22 protein-coding genes and 1 riboswitch are annotated in these 18,480 nt (G+C 64.1%); of the genes, 12 read left to right on the top strand and 10 right to left on the bottom strand.

Features of this window, described 5'->3' with window-relative positions; all coding sequences use genetic code 11:
* Positions 1–291: 291 nt before the first annotated feature.
* Both JLK41_RS20390 and JLK41_RS20385 read right to left on the bottom strand, forming a co-directional pair.
* On the bottom strand, positions 292–741 hold the full coding sequence (locus JLK41_RS20390; RefSeq protein ID WP_210389692.1) for an FxsA family protein: 450 nt from the start codon (positions 739–741) through the stop codon (positions 292–294).
* Between the two features lie 71 nt (positions 742–812).
* Complete coding sequence (locus tag JLK41_RS20385; RefSeq protein WP_134675677.1) at positions 813–1,541, bottom strand: HugZ family pyridoxamine 5'-phosphate oxidase; 729 nt, start codon at positions 1,539–1,541, stop codon at positions 813–815.
* 108 nt (positions 1,542–1,649) lie between these two features.
* Between JLK41_RS20385 and JLK41_RS20380 the strand changes: the two genes are divergently transcribed.
* Positions 1,650–2,408 carry an SDR family oxidoreductase gene (locus JLK41_RS20380; protein ID WP_210389691.1) on the top strand — a complete coding sequence of 253 codons (759 nt, stop codon included), beginning with the start codon at positions 1,650–1,652 and terminating at the stop codon, positions 2,406–2,408.
* A 149-nt stretch (positions 2,409–2,557) separates the two neighbouring features.
* Here JLK41_RS20380 and JLK41_RS20375 read toward each other — a convergent pair whose 3' ends face one another.
* A complete protein-coding gene (locus JLK41_RS20375; RefSeq protein ID WP_210389690.1) occupies positions 2,558–3,526 on the bottom strand; it encodes a polyprenyl synthetase family protein in 969 nt (322 codons plus the stop codon).
* A gap of 394 nt (positions 3,527–3,920) precedes the next feature.
* Here JLK41_RS20375 and rplU point away from each other — a divergent pair, with 394 nt between their 5' ends.
* The 5 genes from rplU to JLK41_RS20350 all read left to right on the top strand — a co-directional run bounded on the left by rplU (position 3,921) and on the right by JLK41_RS20350 (position 7,568).
* Positions 3,921–4,232 carry a 50S ribosomal protein L21 gene (gene rplU, locus JLK41_RS20370; protein WP_037050963.1) on the top strand — a complete coding sequence of 104 codons (312 nt, stop codon included), beginning with the start codon at positions 3,921–3,923 and terminating at the stop codon, positions 4,230–4,232.
* A 37-nt stretch (positions 4,233–4,269) separates the two neighbouring features.
* A complete protein-coding gene (rpmA, locus tag JLK41_RS20365; RefSeq protein WP_031303584.1) occupies positions 4,270–4,527 on the top strand; it encodes a 50S ribosomal protein L27 in 258 nt (85 codons plus the stop codon).
* Positions 4,528–4,667: 140 nt separating this feature from the next.
* Entirely contained in the window at positions 4,668–5,888 is a 1,221-nt protein-coding gene (gene cgtA / locus JLK41_RS20360; RefSeq protein WP_037050962.1) for an Obg family GTPase CgtA, read from the top strand.
* Positions 5,889–5,969: 81 nt separating this feature from the next.
* A complete protein-coding gene (gene proB, locus JLK41_RS20355) occupies positions 5,970–7,088 on the top strand; it encodes a glutamate 5-kinase (protein WP_037050961.1) in 1,119 nt (372 codons plus the stop codon).
* A gap of 18 nt (positions 7,089–7,106) precedes the next feature.
* Positions 7,107–7,568, top strand: a complete 462-nt coding sequence (locus JLK41_RS20350; protein ID WP_037050960.1) for a CreA family protein — start codon at positions 7,107–7,109, stop codon at positions 7,566–7,568.
* Between the two features lie 82 nt (positions 7,569–7,650).
* Here the strand turns inward: JLK41_RS20350 and mqo are convergent, their stop codons facing one another.
* Together mqo and JLK41_RS20340 are read right to left on the bottom strand one after the other, a co-directional pair.
* Complete coding sequence (mqo, locus tag JLK41_RS20345; RefSeq protein WP_037050955.1) at positions 7,651–9,150, bottom strand: malate dehydrogenase (quinone); 1,500 nt, start codon at positions 9,148–9,150, stop codon at positions 7,651–7,653.
* A gap of 464 nt (positions 9,151–9,614) precedes the next feature.
* Entirely contained in the window at positions 9,615–9,845 is a 231-nt protein-coding gene (locus JLK41_RS20340) for a hypothetical protein (protein ID WP_037050953.1), read from the bottom strand.
* A 159-nt stretch (positions 9,846–10,004) separates the two neighbouring features.
* Between JLK41_RS20340 and JLK41_RS20335 the strand changes: the two genes are divergently transcribed.
* The gene (locus JLK41_RS20335; RefSeq protein WP_037050950.1) at positions 10,005–10,589 is read left to right on the top strand and encodes a YajG family lipoprotein; all 585 of its coding nucleotides are present in this window, start codon (positions 10,005–10,007) and stop codon (positions 10,587–10,589) included.
* A 60-nt stretch (positions 10,590–10,649) separates the two neighbouring features.
* Here JLK41_RS20335 and JLK41_RS20330 read toward each other — a convergent pair whose 3' ends face one another.
* Positions 10,650–10,856 carry a hypothetical protein gene (locus JLK41_RS20330; RefSeq protein WP_037050948.1) on the bottom strand — a complete coding sequence of 69 codons (207 nt, stop codon included), beginning with the start codon at positions 10,854–10,856 and terminating at the stop codon, positions 10,650–10,652.
* A gap of 272 nt (positions 10,857–11,128) precedes the next feature.
* Here JLK41_RS20330 and JLK41_RS20325 point away from each other — a divergent pair, with 272 nt between their 5' ends.
* Positions 11,129–11,401 carry a hypothetical protein gene (locus JLK41_RS20325; RefSeq protein WP_037050946.1) on the top strand — a complete coding sequence of 91 codons (273 nt, stop codon included), beginning with the start codon at positions 11,129–11,131 and terminating at the stop codon, positions 11,399–11,401.
* A gap of 58 nt (positions 11,402–11,459) precedes the next feature.
* On the opposite strand, the gene JLK41_RS20320 is transcribed toward JLK41_RS20325, so the two are convergent.
* The gene (locus tag JLK41_RS20320; RefSeq protein WP_134675674.1) at positions 11,460–12,623 is read right to left on the bottom strand and encodes a 1-acyl-sn-glycerol-3-phosphate acyltransferase; all 1,164 of its coding nucleotides are present in this window, start codon (positions 12,621–12,623) and stop codon (positions 11,460–11,462) included.
* A gap of 100 nt (positions 12,624–12,723) precedes the next feature.
* On the opposite strand from JLK41_RS20320, the gene JLK41_RS20315 reads away from it, so the two are divergent.
* From JLK41_RS20315 to JLK41_RS20305, 3 genes are read left to right on the top strand one after another with little or no spacing between them, the layout of a single operon-like run.
* A complete protein-coding gene (locus JLK41_RS20315) occupies positions 12,724–12,906 on the top strand; it encodes a CPXCG motif-containing cysteine-rich protein (protein WP_037050941.1) in 183 nt (60 codons plus the stop codon).
* Positions 12,906–13,166, top strand: a complete 261-nt coding sequence (locus JLK41_RS20310) for a putative signal transducing protein (protein ID WP_150606515.1) — start codon at positions 12,906–12,908, stop codon at positions 13,164–13,166. The genes JLK41_RS20315 and JLK41_RS20310 overlap by 1 nt, the downstream gene beginning before the upstream one ends.
* 27 nt (positions 13,167–13,193) lie before the next feature.
* Positions 13,194–13,811 carry an SOS response-associated peptidase gene (locus JLK41_RS20305; protein ID WP_210389689.1) on the top strand — a complete coding sequence of 206 codons (618 nt, stop codon included), beginning with the start codon at positions 13,194–13,196 and terminating at the stop codon, positions 13,809–13,811.
* Between the two features lie 46 nt (positions 13,812–13,857).
* Here JLK41_RS20305 and JLK41_RS20300 read toward each other — a convergent pair whose 3' ends face one another.
* Positions 13,858–16,008 carry a methyl-accepting chemotaxis protein gene (locus JLK41_RS20300; RefSeq protein WP_210389688.1) on the bottom strand — a complete coding sequence of 717 codons (2,151 nt, stop codon included), beginning with the start codon at positions 16,006–16,008 and terminating at the stop codon, positions 13,858–13,860.
* Positions 16,009–16,202: 194 nt separating this feature from the next.
* Between JLK41_RS20300 and JLK41_RS20295 the strand changes: the two genes are divergently transcribed.
* The gene (locus JLK41_RS20295) at positions 16,203–17,024 is read left to right on the top strand and encodes a M48 family metallopeptidase (protein WP_134675671.1); all 822 of its coding nucleotides are present in this window, start codon (positions 16,203–16,205) and stop codon (positions 17,022–17,024) included.
* A 39-nt stretch (positions 17,025–17,063) separates the two neighbouring features.
* Here the strand turns inward: JLK41_RS20295 and JLK41_RS20290 are convergent, their stop codons facing one another.
* On the bottom strand, positions 17,064–17,507 hold the full coding sequence (locus JLK41_RS20290) for an ester cyclase (RefSeq protein WP_037051056.1): 444 nt from the start codon (positions 17,505–17,507) through the stop codon (positions 17,064–17,066).
* 173 nt (positions 17,508–17,680) lie between these two features.
* Positions 17,681–18,265: a TMEM165/GDT1 family protein gene (locus JLK41_RS20285; protein ID WP_037050928.1), complete on the bottom strand. Its 585-nt coding sequence runs from the start codon at positions 18,263–18,265 to the stop codon at positions 17,681–17,683.
* Between the two features lie 23 nt (positions 18,266–18,288).
* Positions 18,289–18,476, bottom strand: a riboswitch (yybP-ykoY riboswitch).
* Positions 18,477–18,480: the final 4 nt, after the last annotated feature.

Below are 18,480 nucleotides of genomic sequence, written 5' to 3'. Positions count from 1 at the left end.
TGCCGACTCTTGTCTGGTCGGCGGGTTTGTAAAATCCGGCGGGGCCGGGTGCGGCGCGCTGTGCGCACCGCGAAAGTCGGACTGCCTCGTAGGGCAGGCACCTTGCGGTGACTGCTACATGTGGGCGGGCGGAGGCATTTCAAGGGGCGCTGGTGATTTTTTTTGCGTGCGCAGTCGGCGTTATCTGGGGAGGGCCGAGGATTGGCGGCCGATGCGCTTGTCGCAGCAGCCTGCTGCGCTCAACAGCAGGTCTGCCGGGGGATCGCCGCAGGCGAGTGCCTGTGGTGTGAATCAGTCGCGGCGTTCGTATTCGCCTTCGAGCACATTGGGGTGCGTCTTGCCGGCGCGGGCGGCGGCATCGTCGAAGAACGCACGTTGGCGCAGGGCCTGCTCCTCGGCACGGCGACGGATCTTGCCGACCAGCAGGCGGCGGGTGAAGGGAAGCAGGCAGAGCACGCCGAAGATATCGCTGATGAAGCCCGGCAGCAGCAGCAGGCCACCGCCGACCGCGATCAGCAGGCCTTGGAGCATTTCCTGCTCGGGCATCTCGCCGCGCGCCAGTTTCTCACGGGCGCGCCAGGCCGTGGCGACACCGGCCACGCGCAGCAGGACGCTGCCAAGAATGGCGGTACCGATCACCAGCAGGACCGTCGGCAGCACGCCAATGGCACCGCCGACCTTGATCAGGACGGCCAGCTCGATGATCGGAAACAGCAGGAACAGAAACAGAAACGCACGCATGATCGAAGAATCCTTGGCGGAAGCGAACTTCCAGTAGGGAGTAAGTATGGGGCTTTGGCCTGAATTCAAGCTTAAGCGACGCCAGGCTCGGGCCATTTGTCGGCGCGGGCCAGCGCCACCAGGGCGGCGCGCACCTGTCCGGGGTTGTTGCAGGATGTCGGGAAGGGCAGCCAGTGCAGGCTCTGGCCGATGCGCAGGTGGAAGCCTTCGCTGTCGACACCGGCCATCTGCGCCGGTTCATGCTGCGGCAGCTCGGCCAGTTCGACGTAGCGGGCAATGGCCGTGGCATGGTCCTCGTTCATGTGCTCGACCATGCTCGCTTCGCTGCCGTCCGTCGTGAAGGGGTTGGCCAGCGCGACCTGGTCGAGCCAGTGAATGGCGCCGAAACCGCCGATGAAGCGCCAGCGCACCGGCTCCAGCCGCCAGAAATCGAAGTCATGCGCCCGATGGTAGTCGCGCGACTGGGGGAAAAAGCGGTAATAACGCTGGGCGGCTGCCTCTATTTCGTCTTCGTCATGCAACTGTCGTGCTTCGGCGAGCAAAGTAAGGCGACCGACCGCCTGCACATCCTCTGCGCCGCGCTCGCCGACCAATAGCGAGCACTTGGCGTCCTGCCCGAGGTTATGGGTGTGCTGGGCGATGCGGCTGATCAGGATCAGTGGCCGGCCCTCGGCGTCCAGGCAGTAGGGCACTACCGATCCGAAAGGGAAGCCCGGCATGGCCTTGGAGTGGGTGCTGAGCACGCCACGGTATTCCTTGAGCAGCAATTCTCGTGCATGCTTGCCGGCTTTCACGCTCACCTTATGACTCCTCGCAAAGAATCCGTCATCAACGGACAGACGCCCTAGCATAGCGCTTCAAGGGCATCAGCGGGGTCGGTAAATGCTGCACCTTGAGGGGATAAAGCGATGCAACTGAAAGACAAAGTCATCATCATCACTGGCGGTTGCCAGGGACTGGGCCGCGCCATGGGTGAGTACCTGGCGGCCAGGGGCGCCAAGCTGGCGCTGGTCGATCTGAACCAGCAAAAACTCGACGAAGCCGTGGCGGCCTGCAAGGCGGCCGGTGGCGATGCGCGTGCCTACCTGTGCAACGTCGCCGATGAAGAGCAGGTCACCCACATGGTCGCCCAGGTCGCCGACGACTTCGGCGCCATCAATGGCCTGGTCAACAATGCCGGTATCCTGCGCGATGGTCTGACCATCCGTGTGAAGGATGGCGAAATGACCAAGATGAGCCTGGCGCAGTGGCAGGCGGTGATCGACGTCAACCTGACCGGCGTGTTCCTCTGCACCCGTGAAGTGGCGGCGAAGATGATCGAGCTGAAGAACGAGGGGGCGATCGTCAACATCTCCTCGATCTCCCGTGCCGGCAACATGGGCCAGGCCAACTACTCCGCCGCCAAGGCCGGTGTCGCTGCCGATACCGTGGTCTGGGCCAAGGAGCTGGCGCGCTACGGCATTCGTGTCGCGGGCGTGGCGCCGGGCTTCATCGAAACCGAGATGACCGGCAGCATGAAGCCGGAAGCCCTGGAGAAGATGACGGCGGGCATCCCGCTCAAGCGCATGGGCAAACCGGCCGAGATCGCTCACTCGGTGGCCTATATCCTGGAGAACGACTACTACACCGGTCGTATCCTGGAGCTGGATGGCGGCCTGCGTCTGTAATTCGCGCCGCGATAACGAAAACGCCCCGACTGGTTCGGGGCGTTTTTGTTTGCGCCTGGATCCTGTAGCCCGGATGCAATCCGGGGAATGGCCAGGTGCAGAGAATCCCGGATTGCATCCGGGCTACGGGCGACTAGGGTGCGATATGGTCAGTGGGTGCGCGCCACGGCGAAGCGGCTCAGCTCGATCAGGGCGTCGCGGTATTCACCCTGCGGCAGGACTTCCAGGCAGGCGATGGCGCGCTCGGCGTAGTCGCGCGCGAGCCTGGCGGTGTAGTCCAGGGCGCCGGCAGCGTCCACGGCGGCGCGGATGCTCTCCAGGTCCTCGATGCCACCCTTCTGGATCGCACGGCGTACCAGGGCAGCCTGCTCTTCGGTGCCTTCGCGCATGGTGTAGATCAGCGGCAGGGTCGGCTTGCCCTCGGCCAGGTCGTCACCGACGTTCTTGCCCAGGCTGGCGGCGTCGCCCTTGTAGTCGAGCAGGTCGTCGACCAGCTGGAAGGCGATGCCCAGGTGATCACCGAAGGTGCGCAGGGCCTCGCGCTGCGTCTCGTCGGCATTGGCCAGGGCGGCTGCGGCATGGGTGGAAGCCTCGAAGAGCATCGCGGTCTTGCCGCGGATGACCTCCATGTAGGTCTCTTCCGTGGTGCTGGCGTCACGGACCTTGGACAACTGCAGCACTTCACCCTCGGCGATCACGCGGGTGGCGTGGGAGAGGATCTTCATCACCGGCATGGAGCCGAGTTCGACCATCATTTCGAAGGAGCGGGAATAAAGGAAGTCGCCCACCAGCACGCTTGGCGCGTTGCCCCACTGGGCGTTGGCGGTGCTGCGGCCTCGGCGCATGTCGGACATGTCGACGACGTCGTCATGCAGCAGTGTCGCGGTGTGCAGGAACTCGATGGTCGCGGCCAGCAGGCGCAGGTCGTCGGCCTGGTAACCCAGCGCACGACCGCTGAGCAGGACCAGTAGCGGGCGCAGGCGTTTGCCACCGGCAGAGATGATATAGTCGCCGATCTTTTCCACCAGCGGCACGCGAGAAACCACCTGTTGGCGGATGATGCCGTCGACGGCGGTGAAATCGTCCGCCACCACGCGGTAGAAAGCCTGGGGTTGCATCGACAAAGGGCGCTCCTTCTAAACTGCGCGGCATGCTAGGTGGCAGGGTAGGGGCTGTCAAGAAAGCAGCCCCAAGCGTCAGGCCACAAGCTTCAAGAAAAGCCGGGGCGGTGCTTGACCGGCTGTTGGCATCTCCGCACCCTGGGCAGCTTGCAGCTTGCAGCTTGCAGCTTGCAGCTTGCAGCTTGCAGCTTGCAGCTTGCAGCTTGCAGCTTGCAGCTTGCAGCTTGCAGCTTGCAGCTTGCTTGCGTACAATCGCGCACCCTGAACTTCCCCCTGGGCATTTCCCTGCCTTACGCAATTGCAAGGGTGTCACTTCCGGCCCCGAGCAGCCATGCCAGCCAACAACGACTTTTCTAAAGCGCTGGGTGAGCAGGATCAACGGAGATTTACCATGTACGCAGTAATTGTTACTGGTGGCAAGCAATACAAAGTCACCGAAGGCGAATTCCTAAAGATCGAGAAACTCGAGCTCGCCACTGGCGACGCCGTGACTTTCGATCGCGTTCTGCTGATCGGCAATGGCGACGACGTTAAAATCGGCGCCCCGGTCGTAGACGGTGCCAAAGTGGTTGCCGAAGTCGTTTCGCAAGGCCGTCACGACAAAGTGCGCATCATCAAGTTCCGCCGTCGTAAGCACCACATGAAGCGTCAGGGCCACCGTCAGTGGTTCACTGAGATCAAAATCACCGGTATCCAGGCCTGATTCGTCGGCCCCGATCCCTTTATAGGAGTATTGACTCATGGCACACAAAAAAGCTGGCGGTTCTACCCGTAACGGCCGCGATTCCGAAAGTAAACGCCTTGGCGTGAAAATGTACGGTGGCCAGGTCATCAAGGCCGGCAACATCATCGTGCGTCAGCGCGGCACCCAGTTCCACCCCGGTTTCGGCGTGGGCATCGGCAAGGACCACACCCTCTTCGCTAAAGTCGAAGGCGTGGTCAAGTTCGAAGTGAAGGGCGCTTTCGGCCGTCGCTACGTGAGCGTTGTTCAGGCCTAATCGCCTACGCGCTGGAAAAGCCCTGTCCGTAGGACGGGGCTTTTTTGTTTGTGTATCTTTGGTGCGCTTGCCCAATCCGCTAGTCCTGGATGATTTGGCAAGCGTTCCCCCAGCCCGCAGATGAAGCGGGAGGCAGACTGATGAAATTCGTCGACGAAGTATCGATATTTGTAAAAGCCGGTGACGGCGGTAACGGCATGATGAGCTTCCGCCGCGAGAAGTTCATCGAGAAGGGTGGCCCCAACGGGGGTGACGGTGGTGACGGTGGCTCGGTATTCCTCCAGGCCGACGAGAACCTCAACACCCTGATCGATTACCGCTACACGCGCAAATTCCACGCCCAGAACGGCGAGAAGGGTGGCAGCACCGACTGCACCGGCGCCAAGGGCGAGGACCTGATCCTGCCGGTGCCGGTCGGCACCACGGTGATCGACGTGGCGACGCAGGAAGTGATCGGCGACCTGGTCAAGGCCGGCCAGCGTCTGATGGTCGCTCAGGGTGGCTGGCATGGCCTGGGCAACACGCGCTTCAAGTCCAGCACCAACCGTGCGCCGCGCCAGACCACACCGGGCAAGCCGGGCGATTCGCGCGATCTCAAGCTGGAGCTGAAGGTCCTCGCGGACGTCGGCCTGCTGGGCCTGCCCAATGCCGGCAAGAGCACCTTCATCCGCGCCGTTTCCGCCGCGAAGCCGAAGGTCGCCGACTATCCCTTCACCACCCTGGTGCCGAACCTGGGGGTGGTCAGTGTCGACCGCTTCAAGAGCTTCGTCGTCGCCGATATTCCGGGGCTGATCGAAGGCGCGTCGGAAGGCGCCGGCCTGGGGATTCGCTTCCTCAAGCACCTGGCGCGTACCCGCCTGCTGCTGCACCTGGTGGACATGGCGCCGCTGGACGAGAGCGATCCGGCCGAGGCGGCGCAGGTGATCATCGACGAACTGGGCCGCTTCAGCCCGGCGCTGGCCGAGCGTGACCGCTGGCTGGTGCTGAACAAGATGGACCAGATCCCGGAAGAAGAGCGCGAAGCGCGCAAGGCCGACATCGTTGCCCGCCTCAACTGGCAGGGCCCGGTCTACGTGGTTTCCGCCATCAGCCGCGACGGCACCGAGCGCATCAGTCGCGACATCATGCATTACCTGGAAGTCCGCGGTGAGCGCATCGCCGAGGACCCGGTGTTCGCCGAAGAGGTGGCCGAGCTGGATCAGCGCATCGAGGACGAGGCGCGTGCCCGTCTGCAGGCGCTGGATGACCAGCGTGCGCTGCGCAAGGCTGGGGTACGCAGTGTCGATGATATCGACGAAGACGATGACTTCTTCGACGATGAAGACGACGACGGCCCGGAAATCATCTACGTCCGGGATTAAGCAAATTTTCCAACGCCGCTTAATTGCGGCGTTTTTGTAGGTGGGCTGGAACCCATCGTGTCTGACTAAGGCTGGAAGATCATGCGTGACAAGGTGACCGGCGCGAAGCGCTGGGTGGTGAAGATCGGCAGTGCGTTGCTGACCGCCGACGGGCGTGGCCTGGATCGTGCGGCCATGGCGGTATGGGTCAAGCAGATGGTCGCGCTGCGTGAGCAGGGCGTGGAACTGGTGCTGGTGTCTTCCGGCGCCGTGGCAGCCGGCATGAGCCGCCTGGGCTGGACCAGTCGACCGAGTGCGATGCACGAGCTGCAGGCCGCCGCCGCCATCGGCCAGATGGCGCTGGTGCAGGCCTGGGAGTCGAGCTTTGCCGAGCACAACCGACGCACCGCGCAGATCCTGCTGACCCACGACGATCTTTCCGACCGCAAGCGCTACCTCAACGCACGCAGCACCCTGCGTACGCTGGTGGGTCTGGATGTGGTGCCGGTGATCAACGAGAACGACACGGTGGTCACCGACGAGATCCGCTTCGGCGACAACGACACCCTGGCCGCGCTGGTGGCCAACCTGGTGGAGGCCGATCTGCTGGTGATCCTCACTGACCGCGACGGCATGTACAACGCCGATCCCCGCCACAACCCCGATGCCGAGCTGATTTCCGAAGCGCGTGCCGACGACCCGGCGCTGGACGCCGTGGCCGGTGGCGTGGGCGGCGCGCTGGGGCGTGGCGGCATGCAGACCAAGCTGCGTGCCTCGCGCCTGGCGGCACGCTCCGGCGCGCATACCGTGATCGTCGGTGGCGCCATCGAGCAGGTACTGGCCCGCCTGCAGGCTGGCGAGCGCCTGGGCACCCTGCTGGCTCCCGAGCGCGGCCTGCTGGCGGCGCGCAAGCAGTGGCTGGCCGGGCATCTGCAGACACGCGGTACCCTGGTGCTCGATGCCGGCGCGGTCAAGGCGCTCAAGCAGGACCACAAGAGCCTGCTGCCCGTGGGTGTGAAGGCGGTGCAGGGGAGTTTCCGCCGCGGTGAGATGGTGGTCTGCGTGGCACCTGATGGTCGCGAGATTGCCCGTGGCCTGGTCAACTACAGCGCGCTGGAAGCGCAGAAGATCATTGGCCAGCCCACCGACGCCATCGAAAAGCTGCTGGGTTACGTCGATGAACCCGAGTTGGTGCACCGGGACAACCTGATCCTGGTCTAGTGAAAGAGGGAGCGAGGCATGCGTCTGTTCAAGGGAATTGCGTTGAGTGTCATGTTGCTGCCGGGGTTGGCACTGGCCGAGACCATCGGCGAGGTGTCCACGGTGTTCAAGTGGCTCGGCCCGAATGACAAGATCGTCGTCGAGGCGTTCGATGATCCCAAGGTCGAGGGCGTGACCTGCTACCTGTCGCGGGCCAAGACCGGCGGCGTGAAGGGCGGGCTCGGGCTGGCCGAGGACCGTGCCGAGGCGTCCCTGGCCTGCCGTCAGGTCGGGCCGATCACCTTCAAGGGCAAGCTCGAGGACGGCGAGGAGGTGTTCAAGGAACGTACCTCGCTTGTGTTCAAGACCATGCAGGTGGTGCGTTTCTTCGACGAGCAGCGCAATACCCTGGTGTACCTGGTCTACAGCGACCGGGTGATCGAGGGCAGCCCGCAGAATGCGGTGACCGCCATCCCTATCCTGCCCTGGGGCAAGCCCTGAGGGATCGCGCCGGCATTGCACCGACGCGTTGCCGCAAGCCATGAAAAAACCGCCCCGAGGGGCGGTTTTTTTGTCGGGCGGATCAGGCGCTGGGCTGGTCCAGCTGCAGGCGCTGATTCGACTGCGCCTGCACTTCGCGGTAGCGCTCGGCGTCCTTGGCCAGGACGTCGGCCATGGCCGGGAAGATCTCGTCCAGCTTGCTGCGCCATTCGGCGCTGTCAGCCTGCTCGGGGAAGCAGCGACGGATCAGGTCGAGCATGATCGACACGGTCACCGAGGCGCCCGGGGAGGCGCCGAGCAGGGCGGCGATGGTGCCGTCCTCTGCAGCCACCAGCTCGGTGCCGAACTGCAGGATGCCGCCGTTCTTGGCGTCCTTCTTGATGATCTGCACGCGCTGGCCGGCCACTTCCAGGCGCCAGTCCTCGGGCTTGGCTTCCGGGTAGAAACCACGCAGGGTCTCCAGGCGCTGCGCCTCGGACTGCATCACTTCCTTGATCAGGTAGCGGGTCAGGTCCATGTTGTCGCGCGCCACCGCCAGCATCGGGCCGATGTTGTTGGGGCGTACCGACAGCGGCAGGTCGAGGAACGAACCGTGCTTGAGGAACTTGGTGGTGAAGCCGGCGTACGGGCCGAACAGCAGGGATTTCTTGCCGTCCACCACGCGGGTGTCCAGGTGCGGCACGGACATGGGCGGCGAGCCCACGGCGGCCTGGCTGTAGACCTTGGCCTGGTGCTGCTTGACGATCTCGGGGTTGTCGCAGCGCAGCCACTGGCCGCTGACCGGGAAGCCGCCGAAGCCTTTGCCTTCGGGAATGCCGGAGAGTTGCAGCAGCGGGAGTGCGCCACCACCGGCACCGAGGAAGACGAACTTGCTCTTGAGCTTGCGCGTGGCGCCCGAGCGGGTGTCCTTGATGTCCACCAGCCAGCCTTCGCCATCACGCTGGAGGTCGGTGACCTTCTGGTTGCAGGTGACCGTGGCGTTCGGCTGCGTGGTCAGGTAGCCGAGCATCTGTTCGGTGACCGCACCGAAGTTGACGTCGGTACCGGCCTGCACGCGGGTCATCGCCAGCGGCTCGTTGCTGTCACGGCCGGGGATCAGCAGCGGCGCCCATTCGGCGATGGTGGCGCGGTCCTCGGTGTACTCCATGTCGGTGAAGGCATGATGCTGGCGCAGCGCCTCGAAGCGCTTCTTGAGGAAGGCCTTGCCGGTATCGCCGCGCACGAAGCTCATGTGCGGGACGGGATTGATGAACGTCTTCGGCGACTGGATCGCGCCCTTGCCGATCAGGTAGGCCCAGAATTGCTTGGACTCCTCGAACTGGGCATTGATGCTCACCGACTTCTTGATGTCGATGCTGCCGTCCGCGCCTTCCGGGGTGTAGTTCAGTTCGCACAGTGCGGCATGGCCGGTACCGGCGTTGTTCCAGGGGTTGGAGCTTTCCACTGCGCCAGACTCGCGCAGCTCTACCACTTCCAGCGTGATGCCGGGGTTGAGTTCCTTGAGCAGCACGCCCAGGGTCGCGCTCATGATGCCGGCACCCACCAGCACCACATCCACGCTTTGGTAATCGTTATGCGCCATTAACCTCTCTCCAGGAAAATCTGCACCAGATGGACGGCCATGCGGCCTTTCAGTGCGATACCGACAGACTCAGACGTAAGGCCATGCCGTTCGGCGGGGAGGGTCAAGGCTGGGAATTGCGGACGCAAAACTGTTCATCTGTTCGCCACACTCTTGTGAAGTTTGTAAAAACCGTTCTTTTCACGCTCTTTTGGAGCTGTGAACCTCAAAAGCTCGACTGCCTCGGCGCGCTTTTACCCGTGCACGTCATGCAATGCATGGCTGCCATCGGCTCTGCATATGGGCGAAAAGCGGCTGGCCGGATACGGCAGCTCGAAGTGGGCGACTCTCTGGGGCGGGGCGATGACGTTGCATCGGCGAGGTCGTGCGGCCCGATCAGGAGACGTCCTTATAATCGGGGCGCGATTATAACGGTGAATGAGGGGAAATTGATCGGTCTTGCGTGACTTTTATTCTTCCGCCGGTCAGGCCGCCAACGGGCGGGCCGCTCGCGTATGGCTGACGACCGGCATGACCCTGGCGCCGGCAGGCAGGGGGGCGCCCAGCCACGAGGCGTTGGGTTCACTGACTTCCACCCAGCCGGGTTGGCTCGGGTGCTCCTGCACCTGTCGCAGTGCACGGCAGCAGCCCTGCGCATCGAGCAGGGCGAAGTGGCGCATCGGGCGGGAACGGCCGAACAGGCGGTGCAAAAGCATGGCGAAGGCTCCAGCGTGGTGACTGCAGCCTTTATGCCCTGACGCGGTGACAGCCTGATGACAGGAACCCCGGCGCCGCCGCTCGGGTCTCAGTACTGTTGGCCGCTGGCCGCGCTGAGTATACTGCTGGCCACTTTTACCTCACTCGGAGAGATGAGCATGCTGCACCGTGCGTTGATCGCCCTGCTTGCTGCCACCAGCCTGACGCTGGCGGGTTGCGCCCTCAGCCCTCAGCAACTCACCCCGCAACCCAAGCTCACCAGCTCGCTGACCCCGGTGGGCCAGGGTCAGCCGGTGGTCGTGCGTGTGGTCGATGGCCGGTCCTCGCCGGTACTGGGCACGCGCGGTGGCCTGTACCCGGAGACCAGCGCCATCAGCGTCAGCGGCGAGAACCTGTTGCCCAAGCTGCAGGCCGAGGCAGAGGCGGCGGTGCGCCTGCTCGGTTTCACCCCATCCGCCAACGCCTACAACGCGCCGCAGCTGACCATCACCCTGGCGGACCTGAAGTACCAGTCGCCGAAGGAAGGCATGTACGTGACCGAGGCAGACATCTCCGCCTCCATCCGTGCCGATGTGCAAGGCGGCAGCCGTCGCTACACCGGCCGTTATGGCGCTTCGCTGAACCAGCGCTTCGGCACCGCGCCGAACCAGCAGACCAACACCAAGCTGGTCGGCGATGTGCTCAGCGATGCGCTGACGCGGGCCTTCAAGGACCCGACCATCGGCCAGGTGCTGCTGCAGTAAGCACGGCCCCTGCAACGAAAACGCCCCGCATTGCGGGGCGTTTTCATTTGTCCTGGGCGTTCATGCCGCCTGGTCGTAAAGCTCCGGCAGGCTCATGCCGGTACGATTGTCGATGTCCGGCAGGTCGTAATGCTCGTGACCGCCAAGGGCGCAGTAAACCAGCCAGTGCTGGTCCTGTACGTTGAAGGAAAGTTCGTCGACCACGGCATCCACTTCATCCAGCGAGTCGATCAGATAATCGCGATCCAGCGGTTGGGGATTGAGCATGACAGGTCCTCCTAGGACGTGGGGTAGTCTCCAAGAACAGCTGTGACTGTTTGGTCATCTTGAGAGATACAAACCTTAGGCCAGGCGGATGACAGTTTTCAGACGATTTCGGGATAGCACGCTACGTTCGTCGGAAACGAACCTTATAAAAGCGCGAGTTCAGTACACTGCGCGACGATTTTGATTGGCTGGAATGCGCCCGTGCTCAGCCGCGAATCCCCATTCTGGTGCGGTGGCGGGGTTGCTGCACCATGCTGAACTCGAGGTGTTGCATGTCGCTGCAGGTGTTGTGGTCGCTGTTTCTCGCTCATCCGGCCGGGGCGGTGAATTCGCTGGCGTTGTTCTTTGCCGTGGCGGGCGCCTGGTTGTGCCTGGTGACGCGCGTACGTGAGCAGCGGGGGCTGGCGCGTGTGCTCGCCGACGGCGAACTGGATGTCCAGGATCAGGATGAGCGCACGCTGCGCATCAACCGCTTCTTCTATCGCTTCGGGGCAGCCTGCCTGGGCTCGGCCCTGCTGCTGTCCTGGTTCAGCACGCGTCTCTGAGGGGCATGCGATAGACGCGAACGGCAGCCATCGGGCTGCCGTTTGCATTTCTGCAGGCCTAGAGCGGCAGGCCGGCCTTGATCCGGTACTGGTTCCGCACCGGGTTGGCGTATTGCAGGATGAGGTAGGGTTTTTCCTCCTCGCTGCAGCCGGCAAGGCGCCTGTTCCACTCGGCTTCGGCCTTGGCCAGGTCGGCGCTGGCAAACAGCTCGCTGGCTGACGGCACGTTCAGCTCGGCTTCGCGGCCTTCCCACATGGCGTATGCCAGGTAGTGCACCGGGAACAGGCGATACTGGCCGAGGATGTGGCGGTCCAGCGCCTGGGCCAGTTGCTTGGTGTCCTCCAGGCCGCCGACCGGCGGGCCGAAGTGCAGGTGCACCCGCCCCTTGTACCCGGTGATGCCCAGCGCGATGCTGCTGTCATCTTCGCCGGGGGCCTTGGTGTAGCTGCCGGTGGCTGCACGAATACTCAGCTCGCGGGCCTTGGCCTGATCGCAGGGGTCGTACTCGTAGCTGATCGAGACCGGGATCAGGTTGAGCGAGTCGATCACCTCGGCGAACGGCTCGTCCTTGCGGCTCATGTGGAACATCTTGAGGATCGCCGAATCGGTGCGGTCGTCACCGTCCTTGGCGCGCCCCTCGGCCTGGGCGATCCAGATCGACTCGCCATCCTCGCGGATCGAGTGGTTGATGTAGGCCGAGAGCAGTTGATACGCCGCCAGCTTCTCGCGGCGTCCGCTGATCGAGCGATGCACGATGAAGCTCTTGTTCAGGCGCATCAGGTCGCTGACGAAGGGCCGCTGCAGCAGGTTGTCGCCGATGGCGATACGCGGCGTCTGCAGGCCGGCATGGTAGACGGCGTAGTTGACGAACGCCGGGTCCATGACGATGTCGCGATGGTTGGCCAGGTACAGGTAGGGCTTGCCGGACTGCAGGTGCTCCAGGCCGGAGTAGCTGATACCGTCGCTGGCATGTTCAATGGTGCGATCGATGTAGGGTTCGATCTTCTCCTGAAGCCTGGCCACCGAGTCGACGCTGGCGAATTCGCTGCGCAGGCGCGCGGCGATCAGCGGCTTGAGCAGCCAGCCGAGTGGACCGGCCAATCGCGGAAAGCGAAAGCGGGTGAGGGTGCCGAGAAACGCCGGGTCGGCGAGCAGGCGCGCCAGTACGGGGCGCACTTCTGTGTCGGCATAAGGTCGGATGGCATCGAATGCGCCCATCATGCTCTCTTGATCTAGAACGACTAAGGTTAAAAGCGACAGCCTGTCTGGCAGGCTCAGCAATAGACCGGTGATTATACCGCCAAGTCACAAGGAGGCCGCGATGCTGGAAACCGAGGCCTATATCTGCCCCTATTGCGGGGAGCCGGTGGAAGCCGTGCTCGACCTGTCGGCGGGGGACCAGTCCTATATCGAGGATTGTCCGGTGTGTTGCCGGCCCATCGAGTTCGAGCTGCGCACCGATGGCGAAGACTGGCAGCTGGATGTGCGGGGAGAAAACGACTGATGCAGCGAATCTACGAACCGGAGAACATGCTGGAAGGCCAGTTGCTGGTGGACATGCTGGCCAGCGAGGGCATCGGCGCGCATCTGCAGGGGCAGCACCTGGTGGGGGCGGTGGGTGAGCTGCCGGCGTGCGGTCTGCTCGGGCTGATGGTCGGCAACGAGGATGCCGAGCAGGCGCGGGTGCTGATCGCCGAGTACAATGCGGCGCAACCCGTGCCCGGTGACGAACCGGAGTCCTTCCAGGGCGAATTGCTGTGTTGAGTCGCCCGTTGCCTGTCGAGCCGTTTCATGTGTGGACGTTATGCCCTGTTTCGCTGGTCGCCCGCTTTTGCGGCGCTGCCAGGTTTTCCCGCTGATCAGCAGCCGCACTGGAACTTCGCGCCAAACGCTCAGGTGCTGCTGATGCATGCCGGCGAGGGCGGCCGGGTGCTGGCGCCGGCGCGTTGGGGGCTGACGCCGGCCTGGCTCAAGGACCTGTCGAAGACGCCGGCGCATGCGCGGGCCGAAACCCTGACCGAGCAACCGATGTTCCGCGAGCCCTTTCGTCAGCGTCGCGGCCTGCTGCCGGCCAATGGCTTCTTCGAGTGGCGTGGTGCGGCGCGCAAGCGCCCGTACTGGATGACCAATGGCGAGCCGCTGATGTATTTCGCGGCGCTGTGGGAAATCTACCCGGTGGGCGGGCACGAGTACCTGAGCGTGGCGCTGGTGACCCAGGCCGCAGCCTCGTTGCGGCGCCCGCTGATTCTCGATGAACACGAGCAGGCCCTGTGGTTGAGCGACGAGGCCTCGCCCGAGCAGTTGGCCGCGCTGCTGGCCAAATCCCCGGTGGCGTTGCGAGAGCGTCCGCTGGCGACGCTGGTCAACGACCCGCAGCTGGATGCACCGGAGTGCCTGACGCCAGCCTGAGGTGTCACCTCGGCAGGGGGGCACGCGCCCCTGCCGATAATCTCGACTAGACCCTGAACTGATTGATCAGGCGGCGCTGTTGCTCGGCCAGCCTGGTCAGCTGGGCGCTGGCCTGGCTGGCTTCGTCGGCCCCGCCGGCGACTTCGTTGGCGACCTGACCGATATTGGTGACGTTGCGGTTGATGTCCTCGGCGACGGCGCTCTGTTCTTCGGCGGCGCTGGCGATCTGAGTGTTCATGTCGTTGATCACCGAGACCGCCTGGGTGATGTCTTCCAGCGAGCTGGCCGCCTGGTTGGCGTGTTCCACGCTGTCGTCGGTCTTGCTCTGGCTCTGCTCCATCACCTTGACCACTTCGCGGGTGCCCTGCTGCAACTGCTGGATCATGGTCTGGATTTCTTCGGTGGCCTGCTGGGTCTTCTGCGCCAGGTTGCGCACCTCATCGGCGACCACGGCGAAGCCACGACCCTGCTCGCCTGCGCGGGCGGCCTCGATGGCGGCGTTGAGCGCGAGCAGGTTGGTCTGTTCGGCAATGCCACGGATGGCGACCAGGATGGCGTTGATGTTCTCGCTGTCCTTGGCCAGGTTCTGCACCACGCCCACGGCGCGACCGATTTCGCTGGCCAGCGCGGCGATGGCGGCCGAGGTTTCCTGCACGACCTGCTTGCCCTGGTTGGCCGCGCGGTCGGCATGGTTGGCCGCTTCGGCGGCGTGGGTGGCATTGCGTGCGACGTCCTGCGCGGTGGCGGTCATCTCGTGCACGGCGGTGGCCACGAGCTCGATTTCGGCGAGCTGCTTCTGCACACCTTGGTTGGTGCGGATGGCGATATCGGCGGTGTGCTCGGAGGAGTCGCTGACCTGCTGCACCGAGGTCACCACGGAGGCGATCATCGCCTGCAGCTTGGTCAGGAAGGCGTTGAAGCCCTGGGCGATCTGGCCGAGTTCGTCGGTACGCTCCACCTGCAGGCGTACCGTCAGGTCGCCGTCGCCCTTGGCCATATCGTCCAGCATGCCGACCATCTGCCGCAGCGGACGGGCAATGCCGTAGCCCACGAACCAGATGACCAGCAGGCCGAGGCCGGCGATCAGCAGGCCCACCAGGGTCATGCCCAAGGTGTCGCTGTCGCGCTGGCTCGCCAGATCGTCCTGCAGTTGATAGAGGTCGGCCATGACCGCTTTCAGCGGCAGCACCACCATCATCACCCAGCGCGCATCGCTCTGGCCGATGTTGAAACTGAGGAACAGCTCGATATGGCTGTGGTCCGGGTCGTCCTTGGCGTCGATGGCGTAGAGCGGCTGACCGGGTTGCAGCTTGCCCAGGTTGCTGACCTCGTTGGCATCGAGCAGCGCGGTGGCCGGCTCGCCGAGTTTGTCCGGCGCCTTGGTCGAGGCGACCAGACGGCCGTTGCTGGCGATCAGTGCCATGTCCCCGGCGCCGTCATAGAGCTGCGAGTCGGCCTTGACCAGCAGTTCCTGAATGAAGTTTACGGCCAGGTCGGCACCGGCAATGCCGCGAAACTCGCCATTGACCAGGATCGGCGCGGTGAACGAGGCAAGCATGGTCATCTTGCCGCCCACGTCGTAGGGGGCCGGATCGATCACGCAGGGACGCTTGCGCTCCTTGGGGCAGAGGTAGTACTCGCCGGCTCGCACGCCGGTGGGCAGGAGTTCTTCGCTCTCGGTCGAGCCGATGGCATCGACGCCGAGGCTGCCGTCGGCGTTGCGGTACCACCAGGGCAGGAAGCGTCCGCTGCCGTCGTAGCCGTTCTCCTTGCTGCCGGCGTAGAGGTCGTCGCTGGCATCGAAGGCGTTCGGTTCCCAGCCGATGTAGCTGCCCAGCAGCTTCGGATTGGCGGCAGTGGTCTCATGCACCAGGCTGGCCAGCTCCTCGCGGCTGATGCTGAGCAGGGGGCTGCCATTGCTGTCGGTCATGCCAAGCATGGCGTTGACCCGCGCCAGGTCGGCGGTGATCTGCAGGGGCACTTCCAGTTCGCGCTGAATCTCACTGACCTGCGCTTGCGCCAGGGCGCCAAGGCGCTGTTCGATGACGCGTTCGAGCAGGGTCTGGGTGCGCTGCTGGACCAGCGTCTGGGTCCGGTCACCGGCGAACAGGGCATAGAGCACCAGGGCCACGACGACCGCCAGCACGCTGGTGCCGGCCAGAAAGGCGACGGAAAACTGGATCGACTTGAACTTCATGAGAGCTCCCGAGCGCAATGTGCGGCTGTCACGTTGTATCGGCCGTGACAGGGCAAAACCTTAGTGACCTGGCATGATCCTTTGCGTCAGTGCTGCATTCAGCAAAGATTGCCCTTGGCCATCACGCAAGTGCGGCGGTTGCCCGAGTATCCGGGGCGGCCTAGCATAGGCGGCCCATGCAAGGAGATGGCTCGATGAGCAAGGTTCTTCACCTGAGTGGCCTGGCAGCCGCGTTGCTGATTTCCGCTTGCCAGGCGGTCAATACCACCAGCGCGGGTGCCGTCGGCGTCGAGCGCAAGCAATACATGTTCAGCATGCTGTCAGCTGATGAAGTCAATCAGATGTATGCGCAGTCCTATCAGCAGACGCTGAGCGAAGCTTCGAGCAAGGGCGCGCTGGACAAGAGCAGCGCCAATGCCCGGCGCCTGCAGACCATCGCCAACCGCCTGATTCCGCAAGCGCCGCGTTTTCGCCCGGATGCGGCCAACTGGCAGTGGGAGGTCAACCTGATCAAGAGCCCCGAGCTCAACGCCAACTGCGGGCCGGGCGGCAAGATCATCTTCTACAGCGGCATCATCGAGCAGCTCAAGCTGAGCGACGACGAGATCGCCGCGATCATGGGTCACGAGATGGCGCACGCGCTGCGCGAACACAGCCGCGAAGCCATGTCCAAGGCCTACGGTATCGAACTGGCCAAGCAGGGCGCCGGCGCTCTGCTGGGGCTGGGGGAAAGTAGCCTGGCGATGGCCGATACGGTGGTGCAGTACAGCCTCACCCTGCCCAACAGTCGGGGCAACGAGAACGAGGCCGACCTGATCGGGCTGGAGCTGGCTGCGCGTGCGGGCTATGATCCGAATGCCGCTATCAGCCTGTGGCAGAAGATGGCGGCTGCCGGCGGTGGTGCGCCCCCCGAGTTCATGAGCACGCACCCGTCGTCCAGTAGCCGTATCGCGTCGCTGCAGGCGGCCATTCCCAAGGTGATGCCGCTGTACGAACAGGCTCGGGCCAAGCGCTGACAGGGCTGCTGCGGCGTGCATGGTACGCCGCAGGTCTTCTCAGGGGAGGGCTTTTTCGGCGAAGGAGCGGGTCTGCAGGCCCAGTTGGGAGCGGAAGCTTTCCATGTCGAACATGGTGCAGATTTCCTGGATTTCGTTGCCTGGGCTCAGGGTCCAGAACGCCATGGCCGAGATGCTCAGTACCTTGTCGCTGGGCGGGTAACCCAGTGCCGGTTTCTGGATGGTGCCGATCAGCGTGCTCCAGGTCACCACCTTGCAGCCCTCGGCGATGCATTCCTCGATGACCACCTGCAGGTCCGGCATGGCGTGGCGAATGTCCTGCACCATCTGGATGAAGCCGGCGCTGTCGAGTGGATGACCGACGAACGAACTCTTGTAGAGAAAGTCGCGCGAGTGCAGTTGCTCGGCCAGCGCCAGGCGGCCTCTGTTCCAGACCAGGTCGATGTGCTGGCACACCACCTTCTTGCGATCATCCAATGACATGGTGCCCTCCCGGCTGCTGAACAGGTGAGCGTGGCACCGATGGCGGCTCCGTACCTGGCGTGCGCCGGTCGTTCAGCGGCCTGCTGCTTCACGTGACGTGGTGCGCACTCTAGCAGCAGGCCAGGGGGCGATGGGATTGGCCGAAATGCCGGTTCGTTGGCGTCATGGAAGCGTCAGATCAGCCCGCTGAGCTTCAGGGCCTGGTAGCCGGCATAGATGGCCAGGGCGGCGAACGCGCAGGCTGCCAGGCGACGGATGAGCGTCAGAGGCAGGCGCTCGGCGGCGAAGTTGCCGGCCAGCACCACGGGCACGTTGGCCAGCAGCATGCCCAGGGTCGTGCCGGCGACCACCAGGATGAAGTGCGGATATTGTGCCGCCAGCATCACCGTGGCGACCTGGGTCTTGTCCCCCATTTCGGCGAGGAAGAAGGCGATCAGGGTGGTGAGGAAGGGGCCGTACTTCTTCAGGCCGGATTCTTCGTCGTCGTCCAGCTTGTCCGGAACCAGCGTCCAGGCCGCCACCGCGACGAAGCTCGCAGCAAGGATCCAGCTCAGGGTTGCCGGGGAGAAGAAGCTGGCGACCCAGTTGCCGATGGCGCCCGCCGCGAAGTGATTGGCCAGGGTGGCGACGACGATGCCCCAGATGATCGGCCAGGGTTTGCGAAAGCGTGCCGCCAGCAGCAAGGCGAGCAGCTGCGTCTTGTCGCCGATTTCGGCGAGGGCAACGATCAGGGTGGGTACGAACAGGGATTCCAGCATCAGGTTTCCTAAAGGGGCGGGTCAACACGGCTTATGACACGAACGACCTTCCCGCCCCCGGGTGAGGTTGTACGTGTCATAGGTCTTGTCAAACCGCAGGTCTGTCTGAGCAGACCTTGGGTCGCATGCGCCATGCTCTGTGGAGCAAGTGTGTTGACGCATACCGGGCGAGCAGGGCGCTCGCGGGAGACTACTCCCCTAGGACGGGCGCCATT

Source organism: Ectopseudomonas khazarica (assembly GCF_017915135.1).
Classification (GTDB): Bacteria; Pseudomonadota; Gammaproteobacteria; order Pseudomonadales; family Pseudomonadaceae; genus Aquipseudomonas; species Aquipseudomonas khazarica.
Note: the sequence above shows the minus strand (reverse complement) of the source record. Positions and strands in the feature narration are given on the sequence as shown.